This window comes from Amphibacillus sp. Q70, assembly GCF_052055485.1.
Taxonomy (GTDB): domain Bacteria; phylum Bacillota; class Bacilli; order Bacillales; family Amphibacillaceae; genus Amphibacillus.
In genome coordinates this window covers 2,786,429-2,803,377 of sequence record NZ_CP197171.1, presented here as the reverse complement: position 1 = coordinate 2,803,377, position 16,949 = coordinate 2,786,429, and the positions used below count along the sequence as shown (strand labels likewise).

At 37.3% G+C, this 16,949-nt stretch carries 15 protein-coding genes and 1 pseudogene; all 16 read right to left on the bottom strand.

Annotated features, from left to right (window positions below; translation table 11 throughout):
• Positions 1–85 precede the first annotated feature (85 nt).
• Entirely contained in the window at positions 86–328 is a 243-nt protein-coding gene (locus ACS127_RS12460) for a YlmC/YmxH family sporulation protein (RefSeq protein WP_440895370.1), read from the bottom strand.
• A 97-nt stretch (positions 329–425) separates the two neighbouring features.
• Entirely contained in the window at positions 426–2,546 is a 2,121-nt protein-coding gene (pnp, locus tag ACS127_RS12455) for a polyribonucleotide nucleotidyltransferase (RefSeq protein WP_440895369.1), read from the bottom strand.
• Positions 2,547–2,844: 298 nt separating this feature from the next.
• Complete coding sequence (gene rpsO, locus ACS127_RS12450) at positions 2,845–3,114, bottom strand: 30S ribosomal protein S15 (RefSeq protein ID WP_440895368.1); 270 nt, start codon at positions 3,112–3,114, stop codon at positions 2,845–2,847.
• Between the two features lie 138 nt (positions 3,115–3,252).
• The gene (gene ribF / locus ACS127_RS12445; RefSeq protein WP_440895367.1) at positions 3,253–4,191 is read right to left on the bottom strand and encodes a riboflavin biosynthesis protein RibF; all 939 of its coding nucleotides are present in this window, start codon (positions 4,189–4,191) and stop codon (positions 3,253–3,255) included.
• A gap of 445 nt (positions 4,192–4,636) precedes the next feature.
• Positions 4,637–5,792, bottom strand: a pseudogene (gene tnpB / locus ACS127_RS12440) (IS200/IS605 family element RNA-guided endonuclease TnpB).
• A gap of 282 nt (positions 5,793–6,074) precedes the next feature.
• Entirely contained in the window at positions 6,075–6,986 is a 912-nt protein-coding gene (gene truB / locus ACS127_RS12435) for a tRNA pseudouridine(55) synthase TruB (RefSeq protein ID WP_440895366.1), read from the bottom strand.
• A gap of 84 nt (positions 6,987–7,070) precedes the next feature.
• Positions 7,071–7,421: a 30S ribosome-binding factor RbfA gene (gene rbfA, locus ACS127_RS12430; protein ID WP_440895365.1), complete on the bottom strand. Its 351-nt coding sequence runs from the start codon at positions 7,419–7,421 to the stop codon at positions 7,071–7,073.
• A gap of 37 nt (positions 7,422–7,458) precedes the next feature.
• Positions 7,459–7,740, bottom strand: coding sequence for a DUF503 domain-containing protein (locus ACS127_RS12425; RefSeq protein ID WP_440895364.1), 282 nt, complete (start codon positions 7,738–7,740; stop codon positions 7,459–7,461).
• On the bottom strand, positions 7,737–9,794 hold the full coding sequence (gene infB / locus ACS127_RS12420; RefSeq protein WP_440895363.1) for a translation initiation factor IF-2: 2,058 nt from the start codon (positions 9,792–9,794) through the stop codon (positions 7,737–7,739). The genes ACS127_RS12425 and infB overlap by 4 nt, the downstream gene beginning before the upstream one ends.
• Positions 9,795–9,815: 21 nt before the next feature.
• Positions 9,816–10,133 carry a YlxQ family RNA-binding protein gene (locus ACS127_RS12415; RefSeq protein ID WP_440895362.1) on the bottom strand — a complete coding sequence of 106 codons (318 nt, stop codon included), beginning with the start codon at positions 10,131–10,133 and terminating at the stop codon, positions 9,816–9,818.
• Positions 10,114–10,395, bottom strand: a complete 282-nt coding sequence (gene rnpM, locus ACS127_RS12410; RefSeq protein ID WP_440895361.1) for an RNase P modulator RnpM — start codon at positions 10,393–10,395, stop codon at positions 10,114–10,116. Before rnpM ends, ACS127_RS12415 begins: the two co-directional genes overlap by 20 nt.
• A 14-nt stretch (positions 10,396–10,409) precedes the next feature.
• On the bottom strand, positions 10,410–11,519 hold the full coding sequence (gene nusA, locus ACS127_RS12405) for a transcription termination factor NusA (protein ID WP_440895360.1): 1,110 nt from the start codon (positions 11,517–11,519) through the stop codon (positions 10,410–10,412).
• Positions 11,520–11,533: 14 nt separating this feature from the next.
• On the bottom strand, positions 11,534–12,016 hold the full coding sequence (gene rimP / locus ACS127_RS12400; RefSeq protein WP_440895359.1) for a ribosome maturation factor RimP: 483 nt from the start codon (positions 12,014–12,016) through the stop codon (positions 11,534–11,536).
• Positions 12,017–12,534: 518 nt separating this feature from the next.
• Positions 12,535–13,197: an HAD family hydrolase gene (locus ACS127_RS12395; protein WP_440895358.1), complete on the bottom strand. Its 663-nt coding sequence runs from the start codon at positions 13,195–13,197 to the stop codon at positions 12,535–12,537.
• Positions 13,198–13,431: 234 nt separating this feature from the next.
• Complete coding sequence (locus ACS127_RS12390; protein ID WP_440895357.1) at positions 13,432–15,936, bottom strand: hypothetical protein; 2,505 nt, start codon at positions 15,934–15,936, stop codon at positions 13,432–13,434.
• On the bottom strand, positions 15,933–16,814 hold the full coding sequence (locus ACS127_RS12385) for an ABC transporter ATP-binding protein (protein ID WP_440895356.1): 882 nt from the start codon (positions 16,812–16,814) through the stop codon (positions 15,933–15,935). Before ACS127_RS12385 ends, ACS127_RS12390 begins: the two co-directional genes overlap by 4 nt.
• Positions 16,815–16,949: the final 135 nt, after the last annotated feature.

The window sequence follows — 16,949 nt, the reverse complement described above, 5'->3', positions numbered from 1 at the left end:
GTCTAATAGGGCACCCCAATCAAACAATAGTTTGCCGACCCTATCAAGGTTTTCCTATTGTTTTTAACCTGCATATGTTAAATAATTAATAATCCTCTGTCTTCTTGATAATAATCGTATCCTTACCCACCTTTTCAATTTGATCCCAATCGATTTTTACTTGACTTTGATCACGTTTTAGCCCAAATAAACTATAATTCGGAATGATAAAAGCTTTTATTTGTCCAGTTTTTGGATCTAATTCAAGATCAGTTTGTCCTAAAAGCCCTAGACGCTTTCCATTCTCTAAATTAACAATTTCCTTTCCGCTTAACTCCTGATATCGCATGTTTATCCACTCCTTCATACTATAGCTTATGAAGGTAAAATTAAAAAAAGAAAGCCATTTTTAAATGACTTTCTTAACTACTTGTTGATTATTGATTCTATTTATTTTTCGCTGCTTTCTTCTTCTCTTGTTCTTCTAAAAGGACTGCTTTTCTTGAGAGGTTAATTCGACCTTGGCGGTCAATTTCTTTAACTTTAACCATCATTTGATCACCAATCTTAACAGCGTCCTCTACCTTGTTAGTTCGTTCGATAGCTAATTCGGAAATATGAATCAAGCCCTCTTTACCTTTGAACAATTCTGCAAAAGCACCAAATTTCTCAATTCTTTTAATAGTTGCTAAATACATTTCACCAGCCTGAACTTCACGGACAATATCTTCAATAATTTTCTTCGCTTTTTCATTCATCTCTTGTTCTGTTGATGAAATGAAGACACTGCCATCTTGCTCGATATCAATCTTAACACCAGTTTCATCAATGATTTGATTAATTTGTTTACCGCTTGGTCCAATGACATCACGAATTTTATCTGGATTAATCGCCATCGTTAATATTTTTGGTGCATAAGCAGACAATTCTTTATTAGGCTCTGTGATCACATCAGTCATATGATTTAAAATATGCATGCGCCCGATGCGAGCTTGCTGTAGGGCTTCTTCAAGAATTTCACGAGAAAGCCCATCAATCTTAATATCCATTTGTAGGGCAGTTATACCTTGTTCAGTCCCTGCCACTTTAAAGTCCATATCTCCTAGATGGTCTTCTAATCCTTGAATATCACTTAGAACTGTATAGTCATCATCTTGTTTGACTAAACCCATTGCGATTCCAGCTACTGGGGCTTTAATAGGTACACCGGCATCCATCATCGCTAAAGTGGATGCACAAATACTCGCTTGTGACGATGAACCATTTGATTCTAGTACTTCAGAAACCAACCGAATAGTATATGGAAAATCTTGTTCAGATGGAATAACCTTCTCTAAAGCACGTTCTCCAAGGGCACCATGGCCAATTTCTCGTCGACCTGGTCCACGAATAGGACCCGTTTCTCCAACACTAAATGATGGGAAATTATAATGGTGCATAAAACGTTTTGATTCTTCTAAATCTAAGCCGTCTAAAATTTGGACATCTCCCAATGCACCTAAAGTACATACACTCAACGCTTGAGTTTGTCCACGTGTAAACAAGCCAGATCCATGTGTACGTGGTAATAGCTTAACACGTGAAGATAAAGGACGAATTTCATCTGGCGTTCGACCATCAGGACGGACTTTTTCGATCGTAATCAAGCGGCGAACCTCGTCCTTAACCATTTGTTCTAGGATCTCTTTGACTTGATCAATCGTTTCATCATCTGCTTCCATTTCCTGATATTGTTCTACAACTTCTTTTTTAACCGCTTCTATCGCCTCTTCACGAGCATGTTTTTCAGTGACTTGAATCGCTGCAATTAAGCGGTCTTTTACACTTTCCTCAAGTTTAGCAGTCAATTCCTCATTTAAATTAAATAAAGTGACTTCCATTTTGTCTTTACCTACTGCTTGATAAATTTCTTCTTGAAAAGCAACTAATCGTTTAATTTCATCATGACCAAACATAATTGCTTCTAACATAACGTCTTCTGCGACTTCATTTGCTCCAGCTTCAACCATATTAATCGCATCTTTTGTACCTGCAACGGTCAGATCAATATCGCTATTTTCACGTTGATCTATGGTTGGATTAATAATGAATTCACCATCTACACGACCGATATTGACACCAGCAATCGGACCCTCAAATGGAATATCAGAAACACCTAAAGCAATAGATGATCCAATCATAGCTGCGATTTCTGATGGTGCATTTTGATCAACACTCATAACCATACTAATCACTTGCACATCATTACGATAGCCTTCAGGAAATAACGGTCGAATAGGGCGATCAATTAATCGAGACATAAGAATTGCTTTCTCGCTTGGACGCCCTTCACGCTTGATAAATCCACCCGGAATCTTACCCACTGCATAAAGTTTTTCTTCATAGTTAACCGTCAATGGGAAAAACGGTAAATCTTTAGGTTCTTTCGATCCAGTAGCTGTTGCCAAAATCGATGTATCACCATAATGAATCATACAAGAACCGTTTGCTTGTTTCGCTAATTCTCCAACCTCAACGACAAGTGGTGTGCCTGCAATTTCAGTCTTAAAAACTTGTTTGTTTGACATTTTACTCAATTACCCCTCTCTAACTAACCCATTCCTTTAATCATTACACCAATCTTTTGCCATTAATTTACGTCGAATGAAAGAGATTTATTCAAGCTTCCTTATTGTAATCAAACTGTAACTACCTTTACACCGCACTACTCATTGTCGTGCTCCATCCTGATCAAAATGCAGTACATAGTCATTACTGCACTTTGATCAGAATCGAGCGCAAGGTTTTTACAGCATGTTAATTGATTCTTTCATTCGGTAAAATAAACATACAGAAAAAGCGGGAGAACTCCCGCTTTTTAGATCATTATCGACGCAAACCAAGTTTTGCAATCAATTGACGATAGCTTGCTACATCTTTTTCGCGTAAATAATTTAATAAGTTACGGCGTTTCCCAACCATTTTCAATAAACCACGACGTGAGTGATGATCTTTTTTGTGAATACGTAAATGATCATTCAAATTCGTGATTTCTTCAGTCAGGATAGCGATTTGAACCTCTGAAGACCCAGTATCATTTTCATGAACTTTAAACTCATTAATAATTTCGTTTTTACGTTCTTGTGAAATTGCCATCCATTTCACCTCCTATAAATATTTAAACTAGCACCAATCCCCTAGCAGTCGTTGGAGAATCGACTTGCCAAGCAGATGGTTTCCGTTATTAAGACTAACGCTTTTTAAACAAAAAAGCAAGTATTCTCGACGATTTCATTAAAATAAGTGACGAATTTCTCTTTCGTCTTGTTTTAACTGCTTAATGAGTCCATCTACACTATCAAACTTATACTCAGGTCTAATAAACTTTTCCCAATAAACCGTTACAGATTTATTATAAAGATCGTTGTTAAAATCAAAAAGATGAACTTCAATTTTAATTTTATTTTTATCGTATGAATCATCAAAGGTTGGATTATAGCCCAAACTTGCCATTCCGTGTAGTCTTTCTCCATCCACATCAACGGTCACATAATATACTCCTAATCTCGGTAAGGCTTGCGCAGGGTCGACGGCTAAGTTAGCTGTCGGATATCCCATTTCTCCTCCTCTTTTGTGGCCATGGATGACTTTTCCATTAGTCATTAGGGGTCTAGTTAAAAGTGTTTTAGCTTGGTCAACTTTTCCCTCCGCTAACAATTGCCGAATTCGCGTTGAACTCACCTTTTGATTTTCTTCATTAAATTTCTCGACCACAGTAAGACCAAATCGCTCTTTTGAATGATTAAGTATCGTATGAACATTACCCGCCCCACGATGACCATATGTAAAATCAAAACCACAGACAAGCTGAGTAATATTTAAATCGACAATATAGTGATCAATAAATGTTTGGGGTTCCAATTGGGCTACTGTTAAATCAAAATGAATTAAATATAAAAGATCTACACCAAAATCAGCTAAAATATTCTTTTTTTGCTCAAATGTCGTTAAATAAGTAATATTAGACTTCTTGTTAGTTAAAATTTCTAGTGGATGCGGAGTAAAAGTCATCACTGCTAATTTTTTATTTAAACGCTCAGCCGTATCTTTAGCTGTTTGTAATACATGTTGGTGTCCCTTGTGAATACCATCAAAGAAGCCAATCGCACAAACGGCTTCCTCATCAACATCTGGGCGGTAATCATGGGGATAAGTTAATTCTACTATTTTCATCATACTTCTCCTCATATAGCTTTAAAATATTGACTGTTCTTTTATCATAACATTTTTGATTGATTTCGGAAATCTGATTTGTGCTTTTTCGACTCAAAATCCTTAGCTATAATACTTTACCTCAGATAGCCATTGACTTAAACCGAATATGAGTAAAATTTTTCAAGCTCTTTGTCACTCAACAATCTCAGGTTAGGTTGATAGGATCAGCTTTTTTCGCGTTATTTCAAGCTCTTTTTACCTAAATAGTCCACATTGTAAAAACGCCTAGGAGTCACTTTTCAAAACACTTTTTACTCGTTTCATTAACATAAGACTTTTCCACTTTTTCATTTCTTGTTAGCCACTATCCTGACTTATTGTATTGAACTACTCACCCCTTAATTTCTAATGAAATTTGAAGAGGGAGATTCCTAAGAACACCAACCTAATGGTTGATTATTGATTAGGCGATCCCTGTCGTACCGACAGTTAGAAGTCTGATGGCTTCAACTTCAATATTTTTACTTGCGTTAAGATCTCGATCGTGTGCTCTATGGCATGAGGGACATTGCCACATGCGTAAGGCGAGATGCTTAACGTCTGGATGTCGATAGCCACAATGCGAACAAAGTTGACTAGAAGGGAAGTTTTTGGCGATGGCTACGACTTCCTTTCCGTACCACTTGGCTTTGTATTCAAGCATCGTACGGAATTCTGACCAGCTGACTTCACTAATGGCTTTTGATAATCGTTTGTTTTTGAGCATGTTAGATACTTGTAAGTCCTCAATACCAATGATGTCGTGATTCTTGACAATTTCAGTACTGACTTTATGCAAGTAATCTGTTCTGACATTTTTAATTTTTTCGTGAATACGAGCGACCTTGACACGTTGTTTTTGATAATTTTTCGCTTCATGAAGGGGTTTTCTATCTTGCTTGGCTTGTTTATATCGTCTGGACAGTTTGCGTTGTTCTTTTTCTAATTTGTTTTCTAGCCTGCGTAAACATCTAGGGTTCTTATACGTCGTCCCATCTGAAAGTGTGGCAAACGCTTTGATGCCCACATCGACCCCTGTTGATTGCTTCGTTTGAGGGAGTGAGTCTACCTCTGTCTCAACAAGGATAGAAATGAAGTATTTACCACTTGGATGTCTTCTAATCGTAGCATTTAGAAGGCGTCCATCGACCTCACGACTTTTAGCGAACTTGACAAGCCCTAATTTTGGCAGCTTGATTGTATTACCCACGACTGCGATATTTCCGTTCGTGTGTTTCGTTGTATACGATTGGGTCGGGTTCCTTTTAGACTTAAATCGTGGGGCGTTTGTTTGTTTGTTTGTTAAAGAAGCGCGCAAAAGATTCAGATAGATGTTTGACACTTGATTGAATGGCAATACTATCGACTTCTTTTAGCCACTCATATTCCTGCTTTAAAGCGGGAAGCTGTTTAGAGCATGAACGATAGTTGAGTCCTTTACCCGTTTCCTTGTAAGTTTCATTCCACTTGGCTAGAAAGTGATTGAAAACAAACCGTGAACAACCGATCGTTTTATTCATGAGGATTTGTTGTTCTTTATTCGGATAGAGGCGGAATTTATAGGCTTTATTGACTAACATCATCTCACCTCACTTAATAGGAATATATGTTCTCATTATATCATAAGAGAGATGTTTTGGCTAGCGCCAACCCACATTCATCTCCCACTTACTCACGGGGCGATGCCCTTCATGTTCCTAGAAGTGGGAGTCTTCTGTCGGAAATCCGATAAAATATACAACTTTCGCATTTAACACGACAACGGAGTAGATCAGGATATGAAAAAACAGCCTGAATCCCTCTAAAGACAACGAGTTTTAGACTATTTCTCCTTGTTAAAATGGCACCATTGACTCCATACCCTATTCTGTTAAATTAAACACACGAAGGGGTTTAATTTGATCTTTCTTTTCTGGATGGACCTGATAGACGGCTAGCGTTTGCCCATTATATGCTAATCGATAGGGTTGATCTTCTAGCCAATCGACTGGTCTTGGCAACTTTTGACCATGCGATACTTTCTCAGCTAGCTCTCGACTGATCTGATGACTAGGTAAATGTGTTAGGCCCGCTTCAATGGGAACTAAAACTGACGCTAGTTGATCCGTTTCCTGCAATAATTCTAGCTGTTCAAAAGTCACGGCATCACGTTGGTTAAAATCGGCTGTTTCCGTCCGAACTAAATGTGACATATGAGCTGGATAACCTAATGACGCACCGATATCGACAGCTAAGGTTCGAATATAAGTTCCTTTTGATACTGTTGCTATGATACTGAATTTAGCAAGCTGATTTGAATATTCCAAAGTTCCTGCTAGATAATTAATCGAATGAATCGTGACTCGTCGCATTGGACGTTCAACCGGTTGATTAGCTCGGGCATATTGATATAATTTCTTTCCGTTAACTTTTACAGCTGAATATAACGGTGTCAATTGATCAATTTCTCCTTTAAATTGGTTTAATACATGGGTAAGTTTATCTTCTGTAAATTGTTCTTCGACGGGAATGGCTTGAGTCATTGTCCCGGTTTGATCTTCAGTATCGGTAGCGATCCCTAAAGTAATTTCTGCTTGATAGGTTTTTCGTGTATCGGTCAAATAAGGAACAATTTTTGTTGCTTCCCCAATACAAATAGGGAGAACACCTTCCACTTCTGGATCAAGGGTGCCTGTGTGACCGACTTTTTTCGTGGCAAATATCCGCCGTAACTTCATCACACAATCATGTGATGTCATTCCTTTTGGTTTCCATAATGGCACAATACCGTTCATATAAATGCCTCCCCAAAAATTAATAGGTTTGCTTTATTCCAAGCAAAAAACCCTTGTTTTATTATTGAACAAGGGTTTTAAAACTTAGTCTTCTGATTGATTTAAATCGTGGATTAAGCGTTCGATTCGATTACCCGTTTCAATCGATTTATCAATTTCAAATAAAATTTCCGGGGTTTTTCGTAAACGAATATGCTTACCGATTTCTGACCGAATAAAGCCTTTTGCTTTTTCTAAACCCGCTAACGTTTCTTGGTCTTCATTTTGATTGCCTAATACGGTAAGAAAAATCTTTGCTTGCTGTAAATCACCAGTCACCTCAACATCAGTAATCGTCACAAACCCAATGCGAGGATCTTTTAATTTACGCGTAATAATATCCCCAATCACTTTCTTTATTTCTTCAGCGACTCGATTCGCACGCATCTGACTCATTAGCTTTCACCTCAAATTCTGTAGGATACCATTATTATTATCCATACCACTGTCGTTCTACACTTGTATACTCAATCTCAGGAAAAGAATCGACTTTAGCTAAACAGGCATCGATCACTTGTTCAGCATGTTTTCGATCTGGTGAAATCGTGGCAATCCCTAATCGGACTCTTTGCCAAAGGTTTTGATAATCAAGCTCACTAATGGTGATATTATGGCTGTTTTGCAACCGGGTAATAACCTTTTTTACGACAGAACGCTTGTCTTTTAATGATTGTGCTTCATAAATAAAACAATCTAACTCAACATAAAGAATCATTTACGTTCGATTTCTTCCATAACAAAGCATTCGAAGATGTCGCCTACTTTAATGTCATGGAAATTCTTTAAGGTAATCCCGCATTCATAATTTTGACTAACTTCTTTAACATCATCTTTAAATCGCTTGAGTGAGTCGATTTCACCTTCAAAAATAACCACTCCGTCACGAATGACACGAACACCTGAGTCACGTGTAATTTTCCCATCGGTAACATAGCTACCTGCGATAGTCCCAATTTTAGAAACTTTAAATGTTTCACGAACCTCTGCTTGACCGATGACTTTCTCCTCAAACTCAGGATCAAGCATCCCTTTCATTGCCGCTTCAATTTCTTCCATCGCTTTATAAATAATGCGATGGAGGCGAACATCAACATTTTCAGTTTCAGCTGACTTTTTCGCATTATTGTCTGGTCTAACATTAAAGCCAATGACGATGGCGTTCGATGCACTTGCCAGAATAATATCTGATTCTGTAATAGCCCCTACGCCTGTGTGGATAATATTTACTTTGACACCTTCGACATCAATTTTTTGCAATGATGAAGCTAGTGCTTCAGCAGAACCTTGGACATCTGCCTTCAAGATAATATTAATGTCCTTAATCTCACCTTGTTTAATTTGTTCAAATAAATCCTCTAAACTTACTTTGGATTGACTTCCTCTTCGTTCTTCAATTTGTTTCTGAGCTCGAAGCTCACCAATTTGACGGGCAGTTTTTTCATCCTCAAAAACAACAAATTGATCTCCTGCTTGCGGAACATCACTAAGTCCTGTTATTTCCACAGGTGTTGAAGGACCAGCCTTTTTAACACGGCGACCCAGATCATTGACCATCGCTCGAACACGCCCAAACGTATTACCAACAACAATAGGATCTCCTACTCTTAATGTCCCACTTTGAACAAGCAACGATGCAACAGAACCACGACCTTTATCTAATTCTGCTTCTATGACCGTACCAGATGCTCGACTGATTGGACTCGCCTTTAGTTCTTCAACTTCAGCAACAAGTAAAATCATTTCTAATAAATCATCAATTCCTTCACCTTGTAAGGCAGAAAGCGGAACGAAAATCGTGTCGCCTCCCCATTCTTCAGAAACGAGTTCATATTCCGTTAATTCTTGCATCACACGATCTGGATTCGCTGATTCTTTGTCCACTTTATTAACAGCTACAATAATGGGTACTTCAGCTGCTTTAGCATGATTAATAGCTTCTACTGTTTGAGGCATAACCCCATCGTCTGCTGCTACAACTAAGATCGCAATATCAGTAATTTGTGCTCCACGTGAACGCATGCTCGTAAATGCTGCGTGACCTGGAGTGTCTAGGAAAGTAATTTTTTTATCATTTGCCCGAATTTGATAGGCACCAATGTGTTGAGTAATTCCACCAGCTTCTCCGGCTGTAACCTTTGTCTGACGGATAGAATCTAATAAGGTTGTTTTACCATGATCTACGTGACCCATGATTGTAACCACAGCTGGGCGTTCTGTTAATTGATCTTCGTCATCCTCTTCAATATATTGGGACAGATCCGTCTTTTCTATTTCTACTTCTTTTTCGACAGTCATCCCATAGTCTGTACTAATTAATTCAATCGAATCATCATCAAGATCTTGATTTTTTGTCGCCATTACACCTAATAACATTAATTTTTTAATGATTTCATTGGTATCTTTCCCAAGTTTCTCGGCTAAATCGCCAACGGTTAACGTTCCCGAATACTTAATCACACGATTCGCTTTCTTTCCAGCCGACTTATCAACTTGTTTAGCTGCCTCTTTTTTCGATTCTTTCCTTGGTTGTTGCTTTTTATTATCTTTTTTCTTACTCTTTTGCTCAGGTTTTGTTGCTTTTTTTACGTTTTTCTGATCATTTGCATTGACCTTTTTCTTGTAAATCTCATCTAGTTTAGTCACTTCATTTTGCGAAATCGTTGACATGTGATTAGATACTTCGATATTTAACTCTGCTAATTTCTCAATTATTTCCTTACTTGATACATTTTGTTGTTTGGCATATTCATATACTCTTACTCTAGCCATACAGTCACCCCTAAAAATTTTTTAGTCGAGCAATGAGCAAATTTTGTTAGCAAACCCTTCGTCCGTTATGGCGACAGCAACTCTTCCTGTTTTACCTATTGCATGAGATAAGTTTTCTTTATCTGTAACGATCCGATAAGGGACATGATAAAATTGACATTTGTCGGTAAGCTTTTTATGTGTTTGAAAACCAATATCATTTGCAATTAAAAGAAGTTTTGCATATCCACGTTTAATATCTTTCAAAATTTGATCTTCACCAACTGAGATCTTTTGAGCACGTGTTGCTAAACCAACCATGTTTAAGTACTTTTGCTCTTTACTCAATGTTGTCACCATTTGTAACACTCAATAAATCTTGATACACTTGCTCAATATCATTAACTTGAAAATGTCGTTCGATTGCTTGACTTGCTTTGGCTTGTTCAATAATTTTCTGATCAATTGACACATAAGCACCACGACCATTTTTCTTTCCTGTTGGATCGACGAAAACATCGCCTTCTTTAGTTCTGACAATACGAATCAATGATTGCTTCGGTTTCATTTCATTTGTCACAATACATTTACGAAGTGGAATTTTTTTATTTTTTTTAGCCATTGTCACTATCCTCCTTAATCAAACAAATCTTCATCGAAAAGGGGCTGATAGTCTGACTCTGTTGAATGATCTTCGGTAAAAATACCTAGTTTACTAGCTTCAGTTTCGTTTTTTATGTCTATTTTCCAGCCTGTTAATTTAGCTGCTAACCGAGCATTTTGCCCACGTTTTCCAATTGCTAATGAGAGCTGATTATCTGGGACAATAACTGTTGTTGATTTCTGTTCCTCATCGACAATTACTTGACTCACTTTTGAGGGACTTAATGCATTGGACACATAGACGACAGGGTCATCTGAATATTCAACAATATCAATTTTTTCCCCTTTTAATTCATCAACGACCATTTGAACTCTTTGCCCTTTAGGACCCACACAGGAGCCCACTGGATCAATCTCTTCATCTTCGGCGTAAACAGATATTTTTGAGCGGTCACCTGCTTCTCTAGCTACTGATCGAATTTCTACCGTACCGTCATAAATTTCAGGCACTTCAGTTTCAAATAATCTTTTTAATAGACCTGGTTCAGCTCTGGACACAAAGACTTGTGGACCTTTATTGGTGTTTTCAACCTTGGTCACAAATACTTTAATCCGATCGTGAACTTGATAATCTTCATTTGGCATTTGCTCGGGCTTCGCTAGCTTTGCTTCAATTTTCCCTAAATTAATATAAACAAAACGGGAATCAACACGCTGGATAATGCCGTTCATGATGTCTTCTTCACGATCAATATACTCACTGTAAATGACCCCACGTTCAGCCTCTCTAACCCGTTGGGTAACAACTTGTTTAGCTGCTTGAGCGGCAATTCGACCGAAATCTTTAGGGGTAACTTCCACTTCTATAACATCCCCAATTTGATAATTCGGATTGATTTCAATCGCTTCGTCTAAGGAAAGCTGCTGATTATGATCTTCTACTTCTTCTACAACTTCTTTCCTTGAATAAACTTTCATTGTGCCATTTTCCTCATTTAAATCCACTCTAACATTCGTCGCTGATTTAAAATTCTTTTTATAAGCTGAAATTAAAGCTGCTTCTAATGCTTCAATTAGCACATCTTTATCAATACCCTTTTCTTCGCTTAAATGGTGAATGGCATTAAAAAGATCTTTACTCACTTTTCTCTCCTCCTCTAATTAAACGATACTGCTAGTCGAGCTTTTGCAATTTTTTTATAAGGAATCTCGACTTGTTTTTTTCGACCCTTGTCATTAAATTCAATAACTACCTTATCTGTATCTGTTTCGTCAAAAGCTGTTAATATTCCTTCATAACTCTTTGCTCCATCGATATGTTCATATAATGTGACATAGATATTATCACCAATGTGATTCTGTAAATCTTCCCGTTTTTTTAATGGACGTTCTGCTCCTGGAGAAGATACTTCAAGATAATATGGCGTTTTAATCGGGTCAATTTGGTCTAATTGTTCACTTAATCGTTCCGAAACTTGGCCACATTCTTCAATATCTACCCCACCAGGTTTATCGATGAAAACACGTAAGAACCATTCTTTACCCTCTTTAACATATTCAATATCAACGAGCTCCAAATTCATCTCTACTAACAGTGGTTTCACGATTTCTTTTGTACGATCTGCAATGCGCATACTCATGTTACAACCTCCTTCTTATCTAGCTATGTCAACAATAAAAGTAAACTTTCCATCAGTCAAAGTTAGTTTTCCTGATTATTCGTGTCACATAGGGATGATCTATAAATAAGACAAGTTTTTACTAGTTTATACATTAACCATCTTTTCATTATTATTTTTTAAAAAATGGTTTAGTTTTTTCCCTAGTGATAGATTCGTTCACTTCCATTCGTTCTTTTAATAAGCAATGATAAATCCCTTGCCATATGACAAGGGATTCAAGCAAAAAGATCACATCGATAAGAAAGAGTGGGTCAAGCCCACTCTCCATTCTCCGTACTCATTAAAACTAAGTGAATTGTAACATAGGGGTTTTAAAAAATCAAGTCATTGCTGAATATAACCCTCATTTACATGACACATTGATTACCTTTACATTACAAACCCATTTAAGCACAATTTCCTGCGTTTATTTTTTTACTTATACTGACAAGGAAAAACTAAACAATTTGTGATTAATGAACTTTCCTTCTTTTGTATTAAATCATTTGTTGAATACGAGAATCTGTAAAATCATCAATGACAAAATCCACTAGCCCCGTTTTATTTAGTTCCTCATGATTACCAGCTGTCGCCACAGCGATAATCTGCTTTGCTTGCGCATGACGTGCACCCTGTAGACCAATCAATGAATCTTCAAAAATAATCATTTGTTTAGGATTAGCTCCCACATTTAAAGCTGCTTGTATGTAATAATCAGGGGCTGGTTTACTTGCTAGCGAACCATCATTATAGACCACTTGCTTATAATCAAACCAGCGATCTAGTTGGAACACGTCAAAATAGAAGTCTAAATTGGTTTTTGGCGAAGCTGTTGCAATATTCATTAGCTGTTGGTTGTCTTTTAAGAAAGCAAAATAATCTGTTGCGCCAGCAATCAGCTGCATTTGATTTTCTTTCAATACCAGATCACGATAAATCGCTTCTTTTCGTTCAGATAATTCTTCTCCTTCGGCTTTAGTAATTGTCTTCCCTAGAACCCCTTCAATGATCAAATGATTCGTCCGTCCATGAATTTGATGGAATTCTTCCTCTGTAAATTTTCGATCAACTAGTTCTTGAATAAATTGTTGCCAAGCTTGTTCATGTAGGGCTGTATCGCTGAACAAAGTCCCATTAAAATCGAAAATAATAGATTGCATCATTAAGCACCTCATTTTTAAATTGGATGATTTTTTCAATAAGCATACATTCTTCATCTATTGTAACATATACCCCCTCCACTTTATTTCCACAGACATTTAAAGTGGAGAGGTAAGGGTGTCGACATTCAAGATGACAATGAGCCACCAGAGAAGTTAGCACATTGGGGTTTGATCATTCTCTAGTCATTTGCTTTCACTTGTCAACCACTCCTAAGATAAACGTTTGATCATTTAGTTCACAGCTCGCTCTTTTTTAGAGGCAAGAGAACTAAGCAATAGAAGTAAACTAATTGAAATGCCCAGAACCAGAAGCCCTGTCCCCGTTTGTATCGCTGGATTATCAAGGTGAATCATTTGCTCACCATTCAGGATTTTCGGGATATTTAAATAAAGAAAGGGTGACAGATGACTGAATTCGGGAATCACGGCAACCGTTAAGCCATATCCCACTCCCGCTAAACCCGCAGCTAATACATAAACAAAGAGTGGTTTTTTGACAAATAAAGCTAAACAATGGGTCAAAATCATTAAGGAAATAAGCACTAAACTAAATAAGCTGATAGCTTGCAAAACATAGGAGCCTATACTGATGAAATGGTAACCATTCTGATCAGCAATCACCCCGGAATAGTCTGCGTTGTAAATCAAACTCGAATGATCATAATGCAAAATCGGATAATGCCAATCCCCAAAACGATTGAATACAGTGGCTAGAATAACAATAAAAACGACAAAGCCGATTCCAAGCAAAAGGGATCGATAAACCGCATGAACTAATTTAGCATAAAAGTACCGTTGCTGAGAGAAAGGTAACGTAGCGACTATCCGAATCGTTGGATATTTACCATACTCTTCAGCTAAACCCATACCTAATAAGCCAACAATAAGTAACAGCAAGATCAAGTAGATATATTGATCAAACAATACATACAGTAGAAATAAACCACTGTGATCAATTCTTTGATTTTCAAATAAAATACCCTCTTCATCTGCTTCATACTCATATATAGTCGGCAGATAATCCGCTCCAAATACCGGTTCAATTTGATGCTCGATCAAATATAGCTTTTCTTGTTCAGCAACCGAAAATTTAAACCGGCCAAAAAAAGTTTGCAGATTATTATCAAGCAACCCTGTGTCAAATTGACCTGACTGAAATTCGATCTGAAAGAGCTGAAATTGATAGAAATCTTGCCAATCCTGAGTATGGTAAGCTTGAATCGCTTGTTCAATTCTTTGCTTATATTCCTGATAAAAATCAGCTGTGACTAGCGCTCTCTCCATATTATAGTCTGATTCATCTTCTACTACTTCTACCCAATCAGCCTGTTTATTAAATTCTTCAGCCATTTCCTCATAACGTTTGCTATATATATCAGCTTCTTCTGCCTTTGTTTCCAAAGCCTCAATATGCGTCTGTTCGATATGGTCTGAAACCATTGCTGCCACGACAAAACCAAACACAGCTAAAAAAAGCAAAATCGATAGCAATTGAAACAGCCTGCCTTCTCGTCTTATTTTGAGCGATTCAAAAGACAGGAGTTGCCCCCATAATGTCTTTTTATCTTTTATTTTCAGGTCCGTTATTGCTGGTGTTCGTAAATGTCGCTCACTTTGACCGATTGTTCGATTGTTTAACAAAATGACCACGCCAAGGAATAAAGCTGACCAGATGATAGCCACTAAATAATGATAGGTTTCACCTGCCAGTAAAATCTGGCTTGATTCTCCCATCAACTGATACAAATAAAAGGGATTCCAGCTGACTTGGATAAAAGCAATTTCACTGGTGAAATAATAGCCGAATAGTAAGACAAGGAATACCGTGATGGAGCCGATAAATTGTCGATTAAACAGGCGACTCATCCATATAATTAAACTGAAAGTGATCAGACAGGCAGATAAAAACAATAAAATCTGGTTGACTAAATAGGCTTGTGTTGAGATGAGTTGTAGCTCATTCCCCACTTGTACAAGGTGCGGATAGCCTAAAGCTAGTGGGATATCACTAGTTAATGCCGATATACTAAATCCAAACAATAGCACAACAAAAACAAATCCCAGTGAAACGATCATCTGAGCAATAAATTTCTCAATATACCAGCTGGATAGTCGCTTCGGTTGAATCCTGAGTAACAGCCAAGTTTGCTCTTCTTTTTCTTGCCAAACCGTATGACTTAAAAAAACAACTAATAAGACAAGCCCAGCTAAATTAAACAGTAAGTCAGCAACCTTTTTTAAAAATAAATGGGGCGATAGAGGCGTTTCTTCATTCTCAAATTGAAGATTATTGTTCAGCAACCACTCTGTTTTCTCGAGCAGCATCGCCCGTTCTTGCGCTGAGGGTTGAAAAAGCTCCCCACCCTGTGCAACAAAGTGTTCACTCGCTTGTAAAAAATCATACCGTTCTTCAATAACTGCTTGCCAATTTTGTTCAAAAATCGCAATATCCCAATTTGATAGTTTATGCTGTAAATCAATGATCTGATCCAGCTGTTGTTGATGAGCTTCTGACCAATTAGAGGTGAATTCCTTTTCTTCTCGAAGCTGATTATGAATACGATCCGTCTCTACCTGAAATACTTTCAACTCGCCATAAGCTTGCTCGGAAAGATCCGTTTCATTGAGCTTATATGTACAAAATAAAGCGAATACCGCTACAAAAGCAGCGAGTAACATAGCAAATAATATCCGTTGCTTCGATAGCTTCTTTAATTCAAACCAAACACCCTTCATACCTTTTCACCCAAATACAGGTTTTGATAGAGGGACTGGCTACCACTATGCTGTTGGTCAAGTGATTTAAAATAAATTTGTCGCTCATCTAATAAACGCAAGGTTTTTTGCAAGGTTTGCTTATCTTGAATCTCGCAAACCAGATCCCTTTGATTCAGCCTAAAGGTAAGTTTTTGTTCCTTTAATATTTCAATCAATGGCTCCGTTTTTTCAAATGTTAAGACATATTGGTGGTGAAGATAGTCTGTTAAATCTTTCTCGATTAACTGTCCGTCCTTTAAAAAGAAGATATCCTTTGTCAATTGATCAATTTCAAATAACTGGTGTGAAGATAATAGGATGGTTGTTCCTTGTTCAAATACCGATTTCAAGGTATTTCTTAACTGGATCGTACTGGTTGGATCAAGACCATTTAAAGGTTCGTCTAATAAAAGAAGCTTAGGATCATGTAAGAGTGACATCGTTAGCAATAACTTCCGTTTCATTCCCAATGAGTAATGCTTGACTTTTTTGTTTAAGTAAGTGGAGGTGCCAATTAATTCCGCAGTATCAAGTAGTTTTTGATGCGGCAATTTATGAATTTGACCAAGAAATTGCAGATGATCGTAGCCAGTTAAATAGTCATATAACACGACATGATCTTGCATATAACCCATTTCCTTAAATAATTCTTTATCGCGATGATTCCTATTCAGGATCTTGATTTCCCCTTGTTGATATGGAATTAAGTTTGTCAAAATGTCTAATAACGTCGTTTTCCCCACCCCATTCGGACCTACAAGTCCAATGATTTTAGGGCGATCAACACGAAAAGAAATATTACGGAAAATTTCTTCTTTTCCATAATATTTAGTTAAATGATTAACTTCAATCAGCATCTTTGAAATCACCTCTATCAGTTTAATTTTTTTGAAATCAGTCTATAGTTAAATTGACCGGCAGACATACAATTAAAAACAATAGGTCGCCATCCAAAGAGGAAATAGATTCTTTTTTTACACAATACTCATCAT